This is a genomic window from Belliella marina (assembly GCF_042682445.1).
In the GTDB taxonomy this organism is placed as follows: domain Bacteria; phylum Bacteroidota; class Bacteroidia; order Cytophagales; family Cyclobacteriaceae; genus Belliella; species Belliella marina.
Window position 1 is genome coordinate 334262 of the sequence record NZ_JBHUHR010000046.1, and the last position, 18668, is coordinate 352929.

The following is an 18668-nucleotide window of genomic DNA, read 5'->3' on the forward strand; positions in this document are numbered from 1 at the left end:
TTTAAAAATTAAGAGTCTCAAAATGAATAAAAATTCAGTAAATAGAAAAGGTTTCGAGGTCCAGTTTACCTTAGCGCCTAAAATAGTACGATTTGATTAGTGAAAAAATGAAAGAACTCTTGATAATTGCGTTATTGTTGGTTTCCGTTCAGGCATTCGCCCAAGAGAAATCAGAATGGTTTGTCAGGGCAAATGGAAATGTTGTGCAGAGTTATCAATTTGGACCGGGTTTTAATATTGGTTTGGGGGCTCACTTAGGTTATAAACCAACCGTAAAAGAGGAAAGATTGTGGAGGTCTGTTTTTCTTTTGGGAATAGAGACTGTACCAGGCTGTATTGATCCTGCTAATTGTAATTCATGGTGGTATAACTATAATTTCAGAGTACAAGGTGGACTTGAAAGAATGATTTTTCATTCAGAAACGACTAAAGTAATGTTGGGGCTTGGAGGTTCTGTTTTTGCAGGAAGAAAGTTGAGGGGGAAGTATACCATGGAAAGAAACGGTATTATTATAGCCGAAGATTACTATAAAAGCTTTGAAGGAGGGATATCTCCTCAAGTTTCAGTCAGGTACTCCAATAAAAGGGCTTCTAAAAAAATGACTTTTGGATACGCTGTTGACTGGGTTTTTGTTCATGAGGCTATTCTCCATGGGCTAACCCTTGATTGGAGGATTAAATAACGTAAGGTATATTTGAAAATAGAGAAGCACTGCTGAAATGCCCGTCATGTGATTTTAGGTTATATAGTGATATTTTAATCTGATAGGTGATACCTTTAACAGTAACGGAACGTTGATGACTAGGAATATTGGAGGTGAAGAGTACCCAGTTATTACACAGGATGTAGCCCAGTTTGTTCTGAGGATTAGACAATAATTGATATGAAAAAAATAGTATTTGTAGTTTGTGCTTTCCTTTTTATTGGATGGGCTAAAGCTCAAGACCTTCAAAAAAACAGTTTTGAGATTTCAGCTTTTAGAAATACAGGTAATGGACATAATCCTGTAAGTAGTATGCTTAATTATGGGATTAGTTTAAATTATAACCGGTATCTTTTTAAAAGATGGAATGTAGGAGCAGGATGGGGTTTCGGTGACTTCAATGGAAAAGGGTATAACGGCCTTTTTGAAAAGTTCTATGAATTTAAAAGCAATAGAAACTATACCCAATACCATGTTAGACTAGGGTTTGAACCAATTCAAACGAAAAGGTTTATTTTGGGTGTCCAAGCTGAATTTCTAAGGTTTTCATACAATGGGATTTCAGAAATAATTATAGGAGGTCCCGGTCAACCGGGAGATGATCCTCGTCGTGTTACTTTAGGAAGGTCACGAGTTTCGGGTGGATTCTTCGGACCATATGGAGTTTTTAACTTTTCCGAGAGTTTCTTTTTGCGAGGAAATTATCTGATAGGTATTCCAGTACTGAATTATGATTGGAGGTGTACTAATATGTCGCTTGGAGTAGGCTACAGGTTTTAGTGGTCAAAATTGAATAGACTATCTGATTTCGAATCATCTGAATTTCTAAACTATCAATGCCCTCAATCAAAATCGATTGAGGGCATTTTTTTAATATGATTTTCAGTTAATACTTTCCCTTCTTAACTGATGAACTTCTTGAAATTAGCCGAGTTTGGATTCTATTGGATTGGCTAAAACAGGATGAATACTCGCCAGTTTTTCATAATCCAACTAGTTGATAAATGAATCTGAAATAGGGAAATGACAGTAGTGAAAGGATGAGGGGTATAATTTCTGAGAAATGCTTTCCCATACAGGCACCTGCTTTGGCAGAAGCCATTAGACTTCGCATGCAAGAAAGAGGCTTAAGTCTAAAAATCCCTTTCTGAATAGGCGTAAGCACCTCTAGAATCAGTGAGTATTTGAATGGGAAAAGTGAGCCTACGCTTAAAATAGCGAGAGAAATCAGCAGAAAATTAGATATCGAAGCTTCTATAGTATTGGGAGTATAAGTTTCTTAATTTCACGCAGAGGCGCTAAGCAAAGTTTGTTAGATTCTTTTTAATGTAAAACTTTGATCACTTTGAATACGAAGCGAGGAAATGGTAAAATGAAAAAAAGCTGACCCTGAAAAGGGTCAGCTTTTTTGTCTCAAGTCTTGCGTCTCAAGTCTTATTTCTAAATAAGAATTATCCGATAGAAATTCTCTTGAATGCAGCTACGGTCATTCCTTTGCTTACGCTATCAAGGTACTGAGCGATGGTTTTGCTGCTGTCTTTTACAAATTGCTGGCTCAACAAAGTGTTTTCTTTGTAGAACTTGTTCAATTTACCCAAAGCGATTTTCTCAAGCATTTCTTCAGGCTTGCCTTCTTGTCTTGCTTGGTCTTTTCCTACTTCGATTTCTCTTTCTACTGTAGTGGCATCTACACCGTCTTTGTCAACAGCCACAGGGTTCATCGCTGCGATTTGCATCGCTACGTCTTTTCCTGCTTCCTCTACATCAGCACCGCTAGTATTGGTCAAAGCTACCAATACACCCAATTTACCATTGGAGTGGATGTAAGGAACTACAGCCTCACCAGTGACGATTTCGAAATGGGAAATTTCGATTTTCTCACCAATCTTACCAGTCATCTCGATGATTTTCTCGGCAGTAGTGATGTTTTCGTATGGCAATGCCAAGATTTGCTCAACAGTAGTTGCGTTGTTTTTGGTAGCAAGGTCAAGAAGTGTATTTGCAAATGCAGAAAACTCTTCATTCTTTGCTACGAAATCAGTCTCACAAGTCAATGAAAGCAAAGTCCCGGTGGTTCCGTCAGCAGTAACATGCGTCACGATAGTACCTTCTTTGGTCTCTCTATCTGCCCTGGAAGCAGATACTTTTTGACCTTTTTTTCTTAAAATGTCAATAGCTTTTTCGAAATCTCCTTCAGCTTCGGTAAGGGCTTTTTTACAGTCCATCATACCAGCTCCGGTCATTTGTCTCAATTTATTTACTTCTTGTGCAGTAATAGCCATTTTTTTAGTCAATTTATTAGATTAAACTTTATTCTATTTCAGGAAAACAAGAATAGCCTTGACTATAGTCGAAGACTTTCGAGGTTTTATGTGTGTCGTTTTTGCCGGATTTATTAGAGGTAAAAACCTCAAAGGTTAGGCAAAAACAAAAAATTGAACATAGGGGTAAACCTGATGTTCAATCTTTTGTAATTTATTTCAAAGTAGTGGATTACTCTTTAGTCTCAGCGTCCACAGCTTTTTTTGCTTCCTCCTCTTCAGTGAGTTTAGCATCTTCCTTATCTTTCTTTCTTTCAGAAAGTCCTTCTTCGATAGCTGCGCCAAACGCTTTTACGAGCAAAGAGATTGATTTGAATGCATCATCATTGGATGGGATAGGGAAATCTACCTCGTTCGGGTTAGAGTTCGTATCTACCAATGCGAAAACAGGGATACCAAGCTTCTGTGCTTCGGCTATAGCGATGTGCTCTCTTTTGATGTCCACAATGAACAAAGCTGCTGGAAGTCTAGTAAGGTCAGCGATACCGCCCAATACACTTTCCAATTTTTCTCTTTGTCTTGTGATCATCAGACGTTCTTTCTTCGCCAGATTCTTGTAAGCTTCTTCTTTCATCAATTTGTCGATGGAAGACATCTTCTTCAAGGATTTTCTGATTGTTGCGAAGTTAGTCAACATACCACCCAACCATCTCTCGGTTACGTAAGGCATGTTTAGTCTTCTAGCTTCATCAGCTACCAAGTCTTTCGCTTGCTTTTTGGTAGCAACGAACATGACTTTTTTGCCTGAGCGTACGATCTGCTTGATTGCGTTGGATGCTTCGTCTAGGCAAACAAGCGTTTTGTTAAGGTCGATGATATGGATACCGTTCTTCTCCATGAAGATATACGGAGCCATTCTCGGATCCCACTTTCTAGTTAAGTGTCCAAAATGAACACCAGCATCCAGTAAGTCTTTATATTCTATTTGTGCCATTAATAAATAATATAAGTTTCGATATAAAATGTAAAGAACCTTCCGATTAACGTTTCGAGAACTGGAATCTTCTTCTTGCTTTTCTACGTCCCGGCTTCTTACGTTCTACCATTCTGGAATCACGTGTCAAGAATCCTTCTTTTTTCAATGCGCCTCTGTGTTCCTCATTGATTTCGCAAAGTGCTCTGGCGATAGCCATTCTAGCTGCTTCTGCTTGTCCTTTGATTCCACCACCGTCAACATTGATTTTGATGTCGTAAGCACCATCTTCTCCTACTAGGGCAAGAGGCTGCTTTACTACGATCTGATGCAAATCAAATGGAAAGTAAGTTTCGATCGTCCTGTTGTTTACAGAGATCTCGCCTTTTCCTGGTTTCATGTAGATTCTAGCAACAGATGTCTTTCTTCTACCGATTGTGTTGATAATTTCCATAGACTGCTTTGATTAGAATTTGTGTTCTTTTGGTTGTTGTGCAGCATGAGGATGTTCAGGTCCTTCATACACGAATAGGTTTCTGTACAACTGTCTTCCAAGTCTGTTTTTAGGAAGCATACCTCTTACTGCTTTCTCTACCAAGATTGGCGCAGATTTCTGCATCAATAACTTTGGCGTAGAAATACGCTGACCTCCAGGGTATCCAGTGTGACGAACATATACTTTATCGTTCCACTTTTTACCAGTCAATCTAACCTTGTCTGCATTGATGACAATCACGTTGTCTCCGCAGTCTACGTGAGGGGTATAAGAAGGCTTATGCTTACCTCTCAAGATTTTCGCCACCTCACTTGCGAATCTACCTAATACTGCAGTCTGGGCATCCACTACGATCCAGTTCTTTTCTACAGTTGCGGCATTCGCTGATACGGTTTTATAGCTTAATGTATCCACTGTGTAAATGTTTAATTATGAGCTTGTTAAATATATTTCACCCTCAAAAAGGGACACAAAGATAGGAGTAATTTCTTTTTAATGCAAAAGAAAAAACATTATTGCCCACATTTTCATGGCTTTATCCCTGTTTTTTTAAAAGTCTATCGCTTTTTTCCAAAACATAGGTATCGGCATGCGATATCTGGCTTCATCAATTTGCCTTACCTGTTTTTCTCCAATTGCTTGACGAGTACGTCAAAATCTTTTGGATAAGGAGCGATCACCTCGATGCTTTCCTCCTTTACTCCAACGAAATTCAAGGCATAGGCGTGAAGTGATACCCGCTGCATGATGGGCAGTTCTTCTGTGTTTTTTTTGAGGTTGAATCGTCTTTTCAGTTCAGAAAGGTAAAGTGGCTTTCCTCCGTAAGTTTCATCTCCACAGATTGGGGACTTCAAATAGGCCAGGTGTACCCTGATCTGATGTAATCTCCCGGTGACCGGTTTGCATTCTATTAGTGAATGTTTGTAATAGGTCTTTGCGGTGTTGAAATAGGTTTGGGCCGGCTTACCGTCTTTGCTGACTTTGGCGATTCCCTTATTATTGGCAAGAAGGTTTTTGTCCACCAATACATCTTTGTATTCATGGATGCCTTCTACTACTGCGTGATAGATTTTATCAACTTTCCTGTCCTCAAACTGGATGGCGATATTTCGGTAGGCATCAGGGTGCTTGGCGATTGCCAGACAGCCCGAAGTCTCCTTGTCCAGACGATGACACACCTGGGCATCAGGGGTGTATCCTTTGGCCAAGTCCAGAATGTTCTGGGCCTCATGCCGGTCATCCAATGTCGATAAATATGGAAGCTTATTGATCACGAGGTAATCCTCATTTTCAAACAGAATAAGATCTCTAAAATCAATTTTCTTCATGCAGCTTCATTTCCCAATAAGGGCGCAAAAGTATGGAAATTAATTAAGTAGAGGAAATTTTTTGTAAAGAATATTTTATGGATGTTTTTGTCGTAAGTTATTTAGGTCAGTAGGTATGATCGGTTTAGAGTCCAGGGGAATTATTCCGTGGGATTGGTATAAAAAGTTGCTAACCAAAAGTTTAAGCTATACGACTTATTCATGGCTTTTGGATAAGATATCGTCCGTCCCCCTGGGACTTTTCAGGTGAGGGTATTTTTTGCTGGTCAGTAGGTTGAAACCTAGTGTTAGTGTGTCGTCCGTGCCTCTGGCACTGTTTCGTAAGATATCCAGGGTCTCGTGAAAGCCCCATAGGGGCGACCGATCTACTAACCGTGGGATTTATTCCGTGGATTATGGGGTAAAGCTCTGCAGAAAAGTGCCGTAGGTACGGTCGATTCTGTGTTGATTTGGGAGATATCGTCCGTCCCTCTGGGACTTTTTCGGGGAGGGTGTTTTTTGCTGGTCAGTAGGTTGAAAGCTGCTGTTAGTGTGTCGTCCGTGCCGCTGGCACTGTTTCGCAAGATACCCAAGGTCTCGTGAAAGCCCTATGGGGGTGACTGATCTATTAACCATGGGATTTATTCCGTGGATTAAGGGGTAAACTGAACTTTGTCGAAGAGTGCCATAGGAACGACCGATCTGTGATAAGCATATCATTACTTACTTAAGTTGTCATTAGAAAAGTGAGAATCCAGTTTCATTTTCCTTGACTTTTCTCCTTTTGTTTTACCTTTGGGTCTAGAAATTTTAAAGGATGGATAATCAAACAACCGAAAAGACGCTTCGTAAGGTCAATGTAATGCGCTATGTCATGCCGCTTCGGGAAGGCGGGTCTTTGCCTGCATTGGCAGATGCGGATGATGGGTTTAGTTATGTGTTGAAATTCCGGGGGGCAGGGCAGCGGGAGAAGGCACTGATTGCAGAGCTGCTTGGCGGAGAGATTGCCAGATCACTTGGGTTCAAGGTGCCTGAGTTGGTATTCGCCAACTTGGATGAAGCGTTTGGAAGATCTGAGGGTGATGAGGAAATCCAAGATTTGCTCAAGGGCAGTCAGGGATTGAATTTGGCTCTGCATTTTTTATCCAAAGCTTTGACATTCGATCCTGGGGCATCTCAGGTGGATCCGCTTTTGGCTTCGAAGATTGTCTGGTTGGATGCCTATATCACCAATGTGGACCGTACTTTCCGCAATACCAATATGCTGATATGGAACAGGGAGCTGTGGTTGATAGATCACGGTGCTTCGTTTTTATTCCACCATTCTTGGGACAATTGGCAAAAACATGCTGAAAGTCCTTTTTCCACTATCAAGACACATGTTTTGTTGCCTCAGGCAAGTATGCTTCAGGAAGTTGATACGGAATTTAAGGGAGTTTTGAATCGGGAGTTGATCCGCACGATTGTGGATTTGATTCCTGACGAATGGATTTTGGCATCAAGGGATGTGGAAGATGCTATAGATGGCAAGGCTGTATATGAGCAGTTTTTACTAAAAAGATTGGAGTTTTCTGGGGTATTTGTAAAAGAAGCGGAAGATGCAAGGAAAACACTTATATGAATATGCTATCCTGAGGATAGTCCCGAGGGTAGAGCGGGAAGAATTTATCAATGTAGGGGTTTTGGTATGCTGCAAGAAAGAAGATTTTCTGATGTGCAGGATCTCTATGGATCTCAAAAAACTCAAAGCCATGGATCCAGATGCTGATGTCGCGCTTTTTGAATCCTATCTAGAATCATTGGAACAGATCTGTCAGGGAAAAGACAATGGAAGTCCCATCGCTTTGCAGGATGCTGCATCGAGATTTAGGTGGTTGACTGCCAATCGAAGCTCTATGATACAGACATCCCAGCCCCATGGAGGTTTTTCGGACGATTTGGAAGCTACTTTGGAGGAATTGTACAGCTTGTTTGTGGCTTAGATTATTGCCTATTAGTCATAGATGGAATAGAACAGAAGAAAAATTGGAATAAAAGGGCGAAGCCATGGGCTAGGTTCATTAGGCTGAAGGCTGACAATGAATTTTCAATGTGCTTTTACTCCTCTCCTTTTTTCTTTTCCTTTTCAGAAGGAAGCGAAAAGCTAAAGATGGATCCTTTGCCTACAGTACTGCTGACAGAGATTTTGCTTTTGTGTGCTTCGAGGATGTGTTTGACAATTGCAAGGCCAAGCCCAGTGCCTCCCTTTTCCCTGGACCGGCTTTTTTCTACCCTGTAGAATCTTTCGAAAATCCGTTTCAAGTCTTCCGGCGGGATCCCTTTTCCATTGTCTTTGACTTCGACGACCTGCTGGCTTTTGTTGGAGGTAAGCCGAACTTCCACTTCTCCGCCATCATGGTTGTATTTGATGGCATTGGAGATCAGGTTTTGGCTTACCCGAAAAATCTTGTCCCTGTCGGCTACTGTAAAGAAAGTCTTTTCTTTGTCGTAATAAAAGCGGATAAGTACATCCCTTTTTTCAGCTTTATGTTCCAGTTCGTCGATGACTTCCAGCAGTACATCTTTCAAGTCAAACCGCTCAAAATGAAATTTGATGACTCCACTTTCCATTTGATTCAATGTAAGAAGATCCTGTACCAGCTTATCCAGTGAATTGAGGCTTTTTGCAGCCCTTTTCAGGAATTTGTATCGGACTTCTTCATCATCTACCGCACCGTCCAAAAGTGTATGGACAAAGCCCTGTGCAGCAAATATCGGCGTCTTCAACTCATGGGAGATATCGGCGATAAACTCCCTGCGAAACTCTGCGTTTTTCTGTAAGGTTTCTATTTCCTTGTTTTTGGCAAGTGCATAGGAGTTGATTGTCTTGTTGATTTTCCTGAGAGGTGAGATGGAGGTTTTGTGTGATTTCTCGGAAATATTGAGGACATCCTTTTTTTGGATTTTCTCAAGCATGGCATAGATGTTACTGATTTCCTTGAAAATCAGGAATTCCAATGTGACATTCATCAGAATATAGGAAACAGAAAATGAGATACCACCTGCCACCACCAAAAGGGTAGGAGTGGCATCATCCATCAGAAATAAAAAAGCCACAGTCAAGGCCGAAATGGCAATAGCCAAAATTATTGAAATCCCCCTTGATGTGGTTAACATGCGGTATTATTAGTTCAGTTCGAATTTGTATCCTACTCCTTTGACGGTGGTGATGTAATCATCGCCTATTTTTTCCCTTACTTTTCTGATGTGCACATCTACTGTCCTGGCAAGAACAAAGACATCTACGCCCCAGATGTTTTGCAAGAGTTCGTCCCTACTAAAGACCATATTAGGGTTTTTTGCAAGGAAATACAATAGTTCAAATTCTTTTTTGGGCAAGATGATCGTCTTGCCACTCTTATCGATAGTATAGCTAGTCCTATCAATAGTGAGGTCTTTGATCTTAATCTGGGTAAGTTCTTGTTCTTTTTTGGATTCTCGTCTGAACAGTGCCGCGATTCTGCTCATCAATGCGCGTGGCTTGATAGGCTTGGTGATGTAATCATCAGCCCCTACATCAAATGCTGCTACTTCCGAATACTCCTCAGATCTTGCAGTCAGAAAAATGATAAAAGTGTTTTTTAATTCTGGGATCTCCCTGATTTGTCTACAGGTTTCTACACCGTCTTGGTGTGGCATCATGATATCAAGCAAAATAACATCAGGCTGGAATTTGGCTGCCAGTTTCACCCCTTTTATCCCATCTTCAGCAGAAGCTACCTCATAGCCCTCTTTTTGGAGATTGTATGAAAGGATCTCAATGATGTCCGGTTCGTCATCGACTACTAGAACTTTTACTTTCTGTTTTTCGCTCATGGGTAACAGCAGGTTTATTAATCTGTTTTCGGCACGAATTTATAAAAAGACCTAAGATAAATTTGCTTTTCACATTTCAGTAAACCAAAAAACAACACAAAGTTTTTATTAACCTATGGTTTGTTAACTTATCGTTAATATAAGATAAATTAATTATTACGTAACCCTTCTGCTTTGGTAATGTCCATATTGAGTGCTCCCACCATCAGTTTTGCCTTGATTTTGAGCGGTATTTTGTTCTGATCGTCAGAAACCCATACTGTCACAGGATGTTTTCCCCTAAAAAGCTTGTTGGACGGCATGATTGGAGTTAGTTTGAAGGTTTCATAATCCCCAACTTCTGTAGAAAGCTTCTCTTTTCCTTCGTATATTAATTTTAGGTTATATATTTCTTTGTCAAAAAATCCAGTGATGGAAATCACGTCTCCTTTTTTGTGTTTTGTCAAATCCATGGTTCTCAAAAGATAAAATCCGCTCACAATATCCTGCACGTTTTTTGGGATGGTATAATCTTTCGTGTCGATGATTTGATCATCTTCACGATCGTATAGGCGTACCAAAGCTTTGCCTTTGTCATGGTCAAATACGACGCGTTCATTTTTTCTGTATTTTCCTTCCTCAATAAATCGGTAGGATTGAAGTGGGATCATTTTGGTTGTGTCCAGATAGCTTCCCCAAGTGTCATTGACTTTGAAAAGTTTGAACAAACCCAATGTAGATCCAGTAACATCGATTTTGTAGACAGGCCTTTCGTTGATTTTGGTGACGTATGGATTGATCTTCATCTTTGCCTCGGCTGCATCAAAGAAACTATAGCTTACCTTGAACGTAAGCTCTTCCCCGCTTTTGAAGGCAGTGTTCTTTTGCTGGGCAAATCCGGGATGGATTGCCATGCAATAAAAAAATGCGACAATTACTGACTTTAATAGCTGTTTTTTCATTAACTTAAGGTTTCGGGACAAATCTTTTCAAATCTTATTCCAATATTTACAGTGTATATAAAATAAGTCGATTTTATACATTGGGAATACATACGAAATACACATCATAGTGTTTGGTCATTTGAAACTCCAAGTATCAATCATTAATTTCACAAATTCAAATTAGCAAATCGTTAAGTAATAAAAATATGAGCGCAAATACAGAAAAACTCAAAGCCCTTCAGCTGACCATTGACAAATTGGAGAAAACCTATGGTAAGGGTACCGTAATGAAACTAAGTGACAACAAGGTACAGGATATACCTGCGATCTCTACCGGTTCATTGGGCTTGGATATGGCATTGGGGATTGGTGGGATACCAAGGGGAAGGGTAACTGAAATTTACGGACCAGAGTCTTCAGGTAAGACGACCTTGACCATGCACTGCATAGCAGAAGCGCAAAAAGCAGGTGGTCTGGCTGCTTTTATCGATGCAGAACATGCTTTTGATAAGGCTTATGCGGAGAAATTGGGGATCGATACCGAAAACTTACTGATCTCACAGCCAGATAATGGCGAGCAGGCTTTAGAGATTGCAGAGCATTTGATCCGTTCAGGGGCGATTGATATCATCGTGATTGACTCTGTGGCTGCATTGGTGCCAAAAGGAGAACTTGAAGGTGATATGGGGGATAGCAAAATGGGTCTTCAAGCTAGATTGATGTCCCAAGCACTGAGAAAACTTACAGGTGCTATCAATAAGACAGGTTGTGCATGTGTGTTTATCAACCAATTGAGGGATAAAATCGGTGTGATGTTTGGAAGTCCAGAGACTACAACGGGTGGAAATGCTTTGAAATTTTATGCCTCCGTGAGGTTGGATATCAGAAGAATCGGGCAGATTAAGGAAAGTGCTGACAATATCTTGGGTAACAGAACCAAGGTGAAAGTTGTCAAAAACAAAGTGGCACCGCCATTCAAAGTAGTGGAATTCGATATCATGTATGGACAGGGGATATCCAAAGTCGGTGAGATCATCGATCTTGGGGTTGAATTTGAAATCATCAAAAAAGCGGGATCATGGTTCTCGTACGAAGGAAATAAACTGGGACAGGGAAGGGATGCCGTGAAGTCTTTGCTTCTGGATAATCCGGAACTGATGGAAGAACTTGAAAAGAAGATCAAGGATAAAGCCGGTCTCAATGGCGAGGCATTGAAAGTAGAAGTTACTGAAGAGTAGGTTTGATACTTGAGATACAAAATTCAAGATTCTCGCGAAGATCCGCTGAGGGATAGTAGAAGTTGGCGGAGAGAAAACGAGTGTGCTTTCTACGGCTTCGTCACCTCGACGGCAGGAGAGGTCTCGTCCTGTCTTTGTACAAAGAAGTGGAAAAATAAAAAGTATATATAAATTTCAGTTCGAGATTTCTCCCCGCAATTCTGCGGGACAGGCTCCACGCCTCCCTAAAGTAAGGTAAATTCGAAATGACCATCAGGTCATCTCGACGGCAGGAGATGCCTCTTTACTTGGACTAAGAGGCATTTAAGAGGATTGAAAACAAAGGGAAAACAATAAGAAAAAGTGTCAGGTAAATTCAGGGAGTGACACCTTACAAATAGAATTCAATAAAAAGGGAGGTCAGATGACCTCCTTTTTTATTCTATACATTTTTATAGCTTGTATTTATGCAGCGCCCAAATGTTATGTAGACCTGATGGCTTCAACCGGGTCAAGTCTAGCCGCCAAAACAGCAGGGACTATACCTGATACAATACCAATCAAAGAAGAGACACCGAGTCCCAAGATGATGTTTTTTATTGACAAGGTCAGTACAAGTGTTCCAAGTGGGATAAATGTGATGAGATAGACCAAGATGATACCTGTGATGCCACCTATCAAACTCAAAAACATGGCTTCGAAAAGGAATTGGTAAAGGATAAAATAGTTTTTTGCCCCAAGGGACTTTTGGATGCCGATGATGTTTGTTCTCTCTTTGACTGATACAAACATGATGTTGGCGATTCCGAACCCTCCCACAAGTATGGAAAATCCTCCGATTACCCATCCAGCACCACTGATTACATCAAAAATAGAGCCTATGGCATTCATGATAAATTCGGACTTGTTGAGTGAGAAGTCATTGTCTTGTGTTGGCTTTAGTCCTCTTCTAGCCCTTAATAGGCCGGTGACTTCGTTTTCCAAGGCAATCAGACCGGTATCATCCTCTTTGCCTTTCATGGCAATACTTGGCCCCATTCCATATCTTCCTACATTGTAGATTTTGGAAAATGCTCCGTATGGAATCATGCATGCCTCATCTTTGGAAGGGAAATCAAACAAGGCTTCACCTTCTTCTTCAAATAGCCCTATCACAAAGAATTTTTGTCCTCGTATTTTCATTTCTTTTCCCAATGGCTCTTGGTTTGGGAAGAGTGTACTTGCTATTTTGGTGCCAATGATGACTACATTTCTGGCACTTGAAATTTCTAACTCGGTAAAGAACCTCCCAGAGCCCAAGGGTACATCATATACATCTTTGTAAGTCAATGCGACTCCCTTGAGGTTGCTTCCACTAAAGCTATTGCTGCCATGTTGGACAGTAGTATTTGCATCCGCAAAGATTGTAGTGGCACTGGCATTCCTCAGATTGTCCCTCAGAAAGGTGTATTCAAGATATGTGTTGTTTGGCCTTCTGAAATATTTCCACCAGGGGTATTCCGCTTCGTCTGAAGAATAGCTGAATTTGTCAATGGTCATCACATTGTTGCCCAGAAAATTAAAACTAGACTTGATATTCTTCTCCAGAGAGTCCACTAAGGTGAAAACAACTATGATGGAAAAGATGCCAACAGTCACTCCGAGAAGGGATAAAATTGTCCTAGTAAGATTTGAGCGCAAAGCTTGGAGGGCAAATCTCAGGCTTTCCCAAATTAGTTTGATTACTTTCACTGTTTTTGCTTGCAGGTTAAAACTATTTGACAATATAGGTAGATTTCGTTATTTTTCTTATTATCTTTGCACTTTTTACAAAGTATCGTAAAATTAACCTAAAGCATACTACATTCATTCCATATGAAGTTATCCGATTTTAAATTTGAAGTTCCAAAAAAGCTCATTTCCTTATATCCAGCCGACAATAGAGACGAATCTCGTCTGATGGTTGTTCACAGAAAAACAGGTGAAATTGAACATCGATTGTTCAAAGAAATCACCGAGTATTTTGGTGAAGGAGATGTTTTTGTGATGAACAACACGAAAGTATTTCCAGCTAGACTCTATGGGAATAAAGAAAAAACGGGAGCTAAAATTGAAGTTTTCCTTTTGAGGGAACTGAATCAAGAATTGCGTCTTTGGGATGTACTAGTGGATCCTGCAAGAAAAATCCGTGTGGGCAATAAGCTTTATTTCGGAGACAGTGATTTGGTAGCTGAAGTTATAGATAATACAACTTCCAGGGGGAGGACTATCAGATTCCTTTTTGATGGTACAGATGAGGAGTTTTATAAGACCATCGATACTTTGGGAGAGACACCTATTTTGAAGGAATTTATAGATAGAAAAGTAGAGCCTGAAGATAGGGAAAGATATCAGACAATCTTTGCGGAGCATGTTGGGGCAGTAGCAGCGCCTACAGCAGGTTTGCATTTCACGCCCCACTTGTTGAGAAGGTTGGAATTGAAAGGAGTGGAGGTGTCGCCGATTACCTTGCACGTAGGTCTGGGGACATTCCGTCAAGTGGATGTTGAAGATTTGACCAAGCATAAGATGGATTCTGAGAATTATGATATTCCTCAGAAAACAGTTGATTTGGTAAATGATTCTTTGGATAATAAAAGAAAGGTAGTCGCTGTTGGTACTACTACATTGAAGACTATAGAGTCTTCTGTGACTGCAAATAATAGGTTGAAAGTAAGCAGTGGCTGGACAGATAAGTTTATCATCCCACCTTACGATTTCAAGATAGCAAATGCCTTGATCACGAATTTCCATTTGCCTGAGTCGACATTGTTGATGACTGCTTCGGCATTTGGCGGATACGATTTGATCATGAAGGCTTATAAGGAAGCCATCAAAGAAAAATATCGATTCTTCTCCTATGGAGATGCAATGTTAATCTTATAATAACAGAAAGGCTCCTCGTGAGCCTTTTTTTATTTTTATTTATTCCCCACCTTTGGGCTTTGTAATTTGTCCAAGAATAGAACCAATGAAAAAATTTGCAATCATCGTTGCTGGGGGGAGTGGTACAAGAATGGGGGCGCCAATGCCCAAGCAATATCTGGAGATCGGGGGGAAGCCAATTTTGATGCATACACTTGAGCGTTTTTTTGTGGCTGTGCCTGATTCGGAATTGCTCTTGGTCATACCCAAGAATGACTTTTCGTTGTGGGAAAATCTTTGTGTCCAATATGATTTTCAAGTGAAGCATAAGTTGATAGCCGGTGGTAACAGTAGGTTTCAATCGGTGAAAAACGGACTGAATTCAATCAATGGGGAAGATGGGCTTGTGGCTATCCATGATGGTGTGAGGCCATTTGTCGAGATTGATGTGATTGTAAACAGTTTCGAAGAAGCCGCTGTCAGAGGTAGTGCGGTAGCGGTAGTCGCATTGAAGGACTCCATCAGAAAACTGACAGACGATGGTAAGTCTGTGTATCAGGAAAGGCAATATTTCAGACTGGTACAGACACCACAGACTTTTCAGCTGAAGAAAATACAGAAGGCTTTTGATGTGTCCGAACTTCATACTTTCACCGATGACGCTACCGTCTACGAACATCAGGGTTGGCAAGTGTCATTGATCGCCGGCAATCTCCAGAATATCAAAATCACCACACCTGAGGATATGGAATATGCGGAGTATTTGCTAAGTAAATGATCTGTATGAGGTATCAGATCATGTCATTCCCCTCTTTGTGACGTCCTGAAAATAGTCAACTATTTTCATTAAGAAATCATAGGTTAAACCTCCCGATTACGGGACAGGCTCTTTGGCGTTGGTCTTAGATTTCGATATCATTCCATTTCCCCAGGATTCGGGGGTTGCGCCAAGGTGGACAAATTGTTCAAAGTTTAGCCCAGTCTGATGCCAGACAGGCTCTACGGAGTTGATTTTACAAATCTCTTGTTTCTTGCTTCTCGTTTCTCGCTTCTATATTTTCACCGACCAAAATCCATCGTTTACCGAATTTCCACTTTGTTTCGCCTAATGGGTGTAAGAATGTTTCGGGGATTTTTAGAGATTTGAGCATCATTTTAAATCAAAACATTGTAATCATGTCAAATCAAAAGTTCTCTAACCAAAGCAACAACTACACACTGGGGATTATCTTGGTGGTAGTGGGATCGATCATATTATTGAAGAAAATAGGCATCTTTCTTCCAGTTTGGATTTTCAGCTGGCCGATGGTATTCATCGCAGTAGGTTTTGTTTTGCTGATCAATCAACAATTCAAAAGTGGTGCAGGGTATTTTTTCCTGCTTTTCGGTTCGTTTTTTATGCTAAAAAAATATGTGGTTTTACCTTATGGGTTTGAAGGGTATTTCTTGGCTGGTGGGTTGATTGCGGTAGGTTTGTATTTTATCCTTAATCAGAAAAGTGTCAAAATACCCAATTACAACCAATCCTACAAAACGCCACCTTATGGGTTTAAGTCGGAAGATGCAAAGGTGGTAGATGATGAAAGTGGGGATACGAATCAAGATTCATCCCAAAGTGCATTTGATCAACCTGAAGTGATTGCTTCTCAAGCATTCTTGTCGGGAGACCAGAAAAGAATCCTTTCCAAAAACTTTAGAGGTGGAAAAGTTTCCGCAATCTTAGGAGGTGCTGAGATAGATTTGTCCCAAGCAGACATGACAGAGCCGGCCATGCTCAATATTGAAGTCGCTATGGGTGGTGTCAAGTTGATAGTACCTCCTCATTGGAATGTACAGGTGAATGTTTCCAATGTGTTGGCTGGGGTGGAAGATAAGAGGCTTTACCAGCATGTGGCTTCAGATCCGAAGAAAATATTGAAAATATATGGTTCTGTGATCTTGGGAGGTTTGGAGATTAAATCTTTCTAAACCAACTTGTGGAAGTGATCAGTTCAGTCTTCAGTTTCAATAAAAATAATTGGTATAAAGCCATTCTTGTCATCTTTGTCTGGGTGATGGGGGTGGCTTACCTGATTCATGCCTACGTCCCCGGATTTGGTGTTGCTGCCATTGATGTAGGCTTGCATACAATCTTTTTGGTGACAGGGTTTTTCTTTCTGGAAAATGTGTTTCGGTTTTATACACCGCAGGAAAAGCACTATTTAATATTTCTTTCCTTCCCTTTGGCGGTATCTGTTGTGATATTTTATCTGGGTAGGTATTCGATTGGGTTCATACTTGGCCAGCAGTTAGGGTACTTGGGTTTTGTGGAAGAAGTGGCCTATTTGCGCTTGTTTGTCATTTTTCTTGTCGTTCTTGGCTATGCCTTGTTGCTATTGTACCATTCCAAACTTGACACCCAGATCAAAGCGATGGAGAGGACTGAGCAAATGGAGCGGCTGGTCAAGGAGGCGGAGTTGTATCAGTTAAGACAACAGCTTCAGCCACACTTTTTGTTCAACAGCCTCAATTCCATCAGTTCATTGGTCAAAAGAAGGCCTGAAGAGGCAAGGGAGATGGTGATGCAGCTTTCTGAGTTTCTGAGGAAGACTATCCGAAAAGAGGACCAGAAATGGATTTCTGTCCGAGAAGAGATTGAATACCTTGGGTTGTTCATAGGGATCGAGAAAGTCAGGTTTGGGCATCGGCTGAAGGTGGATTTTCAAGTACAAGAAGGGAGTTCAGAACTTGTTTTGCCCCAGCTCTTGGTACAGCCACTCTTGGAAAATGCCGTAAAACATGGGTTGTACGGAGTGTTGGGCGAAGTCTCCATATTGGTCAAGTTTGCACATGAGGGAGAATACCTTATCATTAATATTGTCAATCCGTTTGATCCTTCTGCAGGTCAGGCTTCAGGTGAAAGTTTTGGCTTGCAGGCGATAAGAAGAAGGCTGTATTTGGTTTTTGGCAGGCACGATTTGTTGCAAACCCAAAGTGAGGCTGGTTTATTTGAAGTAAAACTTAAAATCCCCCAAAATTATGATCAAAGTAATAGTCATTGATGACGAACCACTTGCAACGGAGATTGTCTTGGAATATCTTTCGGAATTTGAAGGGGTCAATGTGTTGGCAGTCTGCCATGACGGTTTTGCAGGTTTGAAGGCGATCCGGGAATTTCAGCCGGATCTTGTTTTTCTTGATGTTCAAATGCCCAAAATTACGGGGTTTGAGATGCTTGAGTTGTTGGAGATTCCGCCACCAGTAATCTTCACGACGGCATTTGATGAGTATGCCATGAAAGCCTTTGATACCCATGCGATAGATTATTTGCTGAAGCCTTTTTCGAAGTCCAGGTTTGAAAAGGCGATAGAGAAATACCTTCGGTCTGGTGAAAAAGAAGAAATGGGGGTAGGACGTGATTTTTCTAGACTGGAATTGAATGGTCCTTCTGAAAGAATCGTGCTGAAAGACAGGAATGAGATCAAGATAATCCCGTTTTCAGAAATAAAGTACTTGGAAGCCAATGATGATTATGTGAACATTTACACGTATGAAGGAAGGTTTTTGAAGAATAAGACGATGAAGTTTTTTGAAAATGTTCTAGACCCAAAGATGTTTGTGAGGGTTCACCGGTCTTACATTGTGAAGATCACAGAAATCACAAAAATAGAAACATACGAGAAGGATGGGTATGTCGTCAAAATGAAAACGGGAGAATCCGTTCCTGTGAGCAGAACCGGTTATCCAAAGCTGAAATTGGTTTTGGGGATATAGGTAAAAAGAAAAAGAGCCCGAAAAGGCTCTTTTTTTAATATTCGTCTTCGTTGAAGAAGAAATCATCTTTAGTAGGATAATCCGGCCAGATCTCTTCGATATTCTCATAAGGCTCACCGTCATCTTCCAATTCTTGAAGATTCTCTACTACTTCTAGAGGGGCACCTGATCTGATTGCATAGTCGATCAATTCGTCTTTGGTTGCAGGCCATGGAGCATCTTCTAGATAGGATGCAAGTTCTAATGTCCAGTACATAGTGTCAATGTTTTAATGTTTACCGCCTTAACGGGTTGCA

At 40.7% G+C, this 18668-nt stretch carries 21 protein-coding genes; 11 read left to right on the plus strand and 10 right to left on the minus strand.

All coding sequences use genetic code 11. From position 1 onward, the window contains the following. Positions 1 to 92: 92 nt before the first annotated feature. The 3 genes from ACFSKL_RS20465 to ACFSKL_RS20475 all read left to right on the plus strand — a co-directional run bounded on the left by ACFSKL_RS20465 (position 93) and on the right by ACFSKL_RS20475 (position 1978). Positions 93 to 683, plus strand: a complete 591-nt coding sequence (locus ACFSKL_RS20465) for a hypothetical protein (RefSeq protein ID WP_376888859.1) — start codon at positions 93 to 95, stop codon at positions 681 to 683. A 201-nt stretch (positions 684 to 884) separates the two neighbouring features. Next, entirely contained in the window at positions 885 to 1484 is a 600-nt protein-coding gene (locus ACFSKL_RS20470) for a hypothetical protein (protein WP_376888860.1), read from the plus strand. Between the two features lie 371 nt (positions 1485 to 1855). Beyond that, positions 1856 to 1978 carry a helix-turn-helix domain-containing protein gene (locus ACFSKL_RS20475; protein WP_376889137.1) on the plus strand — a complete coding sequence of 41 codons (123 nt, stop codon included), beginning with the start codon at positions 1856 to 1858 and terminating at the stop codon, positions 1976 to 1978. A gap of 177 nt (positions 1979 to 2155) precedes the next feature. On the opposite strand, the gene tsf is transcribed toward ACFSKL_RS20475, so the two are convergent. The 5 genes from tsf to ACFSKL_RS20500 form a co-directional block, all read right to left on the minus strand. Beyond that, the gene (gene tsf, locus ACFSKL_RS20480) at positions 2156 to 2986 is read right to left on the minus strand and encodes a translation elongation factor Ts (RefSeq protein WP_376888862.1); all 831 of its coding nucleotides are present in this window, start codon (positions 2984 to 2986) and stop codon (positions 2156 to 2158) included. A 211-nt stretch (positions 2987 to 3197) separates the two neighbouring features. Continuing rightward, positions 3198 to 3959, minus strand: a complete 762-nt coding sequence (gene rpsB, locus ACFSKL_RS20485) for a 30S ribosomal protein S2 (RefSeq protein WP_241276303.1) — start codon at positions 3957 to 3959, stop codon at positions 3198 to 3200. 46 nt (positions 3960 to 4005) lie between these two features. Next, on the minus strand, positions 4006 to 4392 hold the full coding sequence (rpsI, locus tag ACFSKL_RS20490; protein WP_376888864.1) for a 30S ribosomal protein S9: 387 nt from the start codon (positions 4390 to 4392) through the stop codon (positions 4006 to 4008). Between the two features lie 12 nt (positions 4393 to 4404). Next, a complete protein-coding gene (gene rplM, locus ACFSKL_RS20495; protein ID WP_376888866.1) occupies positions 4405 to 4848 on the minus strand; it encodes a 50S ribosomal protein L13 in 444 nt (147 codons plus the stop codon). A 203-nt stretch (positions 4849 to 5051) separates the two neighbouring features. Beyond that, positions 5052 to 5762 (minus strand): RluA family pseudouridine synthase, encoded by a 711-nt coding sequence (locus ACFSKL_RS20500; RefSeq protein WP_376888867.1) that lies wholly within the window; start codon positions 5760 to 5762, stop codon positions 5052 to 5054. A 796-nt stretch (positions 5763 to 6558) separates the two neighbouring features. Here ACFSKL_RS20500 and ACFSKL_RS20505 point away from each other — a divergent pair. Further along, positions 6559 to 7362 (plus strand): HipA family kinase, encoded by an 804-nt coding sequence (locus ACFSKL_RS20505; protein WP_376888869.1) that lies wholly within the window; start codon positions 6559 to 6561, stop codon positions 7360 to 7362. Continuing rightward, positions 7340 to 7723: a DUF3037 domain-containing protein gene (locus ACFSKL_RS20510; RefSeq protein WP_376888871.1), complete on the plus strand. Its 384-nt coding sequence runs from the start codon at positions 7340 to 7342 to the stop codon at positions 7721 to 7723. The genes ACFSKL_RS20505 and ACFSKL_RS20510 overlap by 23 nt, the downstream gene beginning before the upstream one ends. Positions 7724 to 7838: 115 nt before the next feature. On the opposite strand, the gene ACFSKL_RS20515 is transcribed toward ACFSKL_RS20510, so the two are convergent. The 3 genes from ACFSKL_RS20515 to ACFSKL_RS20525 form a co-directional block, all read right to left on the minus strand. Beyond that, positions 7839 to 8897 carry a sensor histidine kinase gene (locus ACFSKL_RS20515; RefSeq protein WP_376888872.1) on the minus strand — a complete coding sequence of 353 codons (1059 nt, stop codon included), beginning with the start codon at positions 8895 to 8897 and terminating at the stop codon, positions 7839 to 7841. A gap of 9 nt (positions 8898 to 8906) precedes the next feature. Next, positions 8907 to 9596 (minus strand): response regulator transcription factor, encoded by a 690-nt coding sequence (locus tag ACFSKL_RS20520; RefSeq protein ID WP_376888874.1) that lies wholly within the window; start codon positions 9594 to 9596, stop codon positions 8907 to 8909. Positions 9597 to 9745: 149 nt separating this feature from the next. Beyond that, positions 9746 to 10537 carry a DUF3108 domain-containing protein gene (locus ACFSKL_RS20525; RefSeq protein WP_376888876.1) on the minus strand — a complete coding sequence of 264 codons (792 nt, stop codon included), beginning with the start codon at positions 10535 to 10537 and terminating at the stop codon, positions 9746 to 9748. Positions 10538 to 10725: 188 nt separating this feature from the next. Here ACFSKL_RS20525 and recA point away from each other — a divergent pair, with 188 nt between their 5' ends. Beyond that, positions 10726 to 11757: a recombinase RecA gene (recA, locus tag ACFSKL_RS20530; RefSeq protein WP_376888878.1), complete on the plus strand. Its 1032-nt coding sequence runs from the start codon at positions 10726 to 10728 to the stop codon at positions 11755 to 11757. 462 nt (positions 11758 to 12219) lie between these two features. Here the strand turns inward: recA and ACFSKL_RS20535 are convergent, their stop codons facing one another. Next, positions 12220 to 13467, minus strand: coding sequence for an ABC transporter permease (locus tag ACFSKL_RS20535; RefSeq protein WP_376889139.1), 1248 nt, complete (start codon positions 13465 to 13467; stop codon positions 12220 to 12222). Between the two features lie 123 nt (positions 13468 to 13590). On the opposite strand from ACFSKL_RS20535, the gene queA reads away from it, so the two are divergent. From queA to ACFSKL_RS20560, 5 genes are all read left to right on the plus strand, one after another. Continuing rightward, a complete protein-coding gene (gene queA, locus ACFSKL_RS20540) occupies positions 13591 to 14640 on the plus strand; it encodes a tRNA preQ1(34) S-adenosylmethionine ribosyltransferase-isomerase QueA (RefSeq protein ID WP_376888879.1) in 1050 nt (349 codons plus the stop codon). Between the two features lie 85 nt (positions 14641 to 14725). After that, entirely contained in the window at positions 14726 to 15397 is a 672-nt protein-coding gene (locus ACFSKL_RS20545) for a 2-C-methyl-D-erythritol 4-phosphate cytidylyltransferase (protein ID WP_376888881.1), read from the plus strand. 398 nt (positions 15398 to 15795) lie between these two features. Then, on the plus strand, positions 15796 to 16587 hold the full coding sequence (locus tag ACFSKL_RS20550) for a LiaF transmembrane domain-containing protein (RefSeq protein ID WP_376888883.1): 792 nt from the start codon (positions 15796 to 15798) through the stop codon (positions 16585 to 16587). A gap of 14 nt (positions 16588 to 16601) precedes the next feature. Then, entirely contained in the window at positions 16602 to 17660 is a 1059-nt protein-coding gene (locus tag ACFSKL_RS20555; protein ID WP_376888885.1) for a sensor histidine kinase, read from the plus strand. Next, positions 17638 to 18372 (plus strand): LytR/AlgR family response regulator transcription factor, encoded by a 735-nt coding sequence (locus tag ACFSKL_RS20560; RefSeq protein ID WP_376888887.1) that lies wholly within the window; start codon positions 17638 to 17640, stop codon positions 18370 to 18372. Before ACFSKL_RS20555 ends, ACFSKL_RS20560 begins: the two co-directional genes overlap by 23 nt. 34 nt (positions 18373 to 18406) lie before the next feature. Here ACFSKL_RS20560 and ACFSKL_RS20565 read toward each other — a convergent pair whose 3' ends face one another. After that, entirely contained in the window at positions 18407 to 18628 is a 222-nt protein-coding gene (locus tag ACFSKL_RS20565) for a DUF2795 domain-containing protein (protein ID WP_008625540.1), read from the minus strand. Positions 18629 to 18668: the final 40 nt, after the last annotated feature.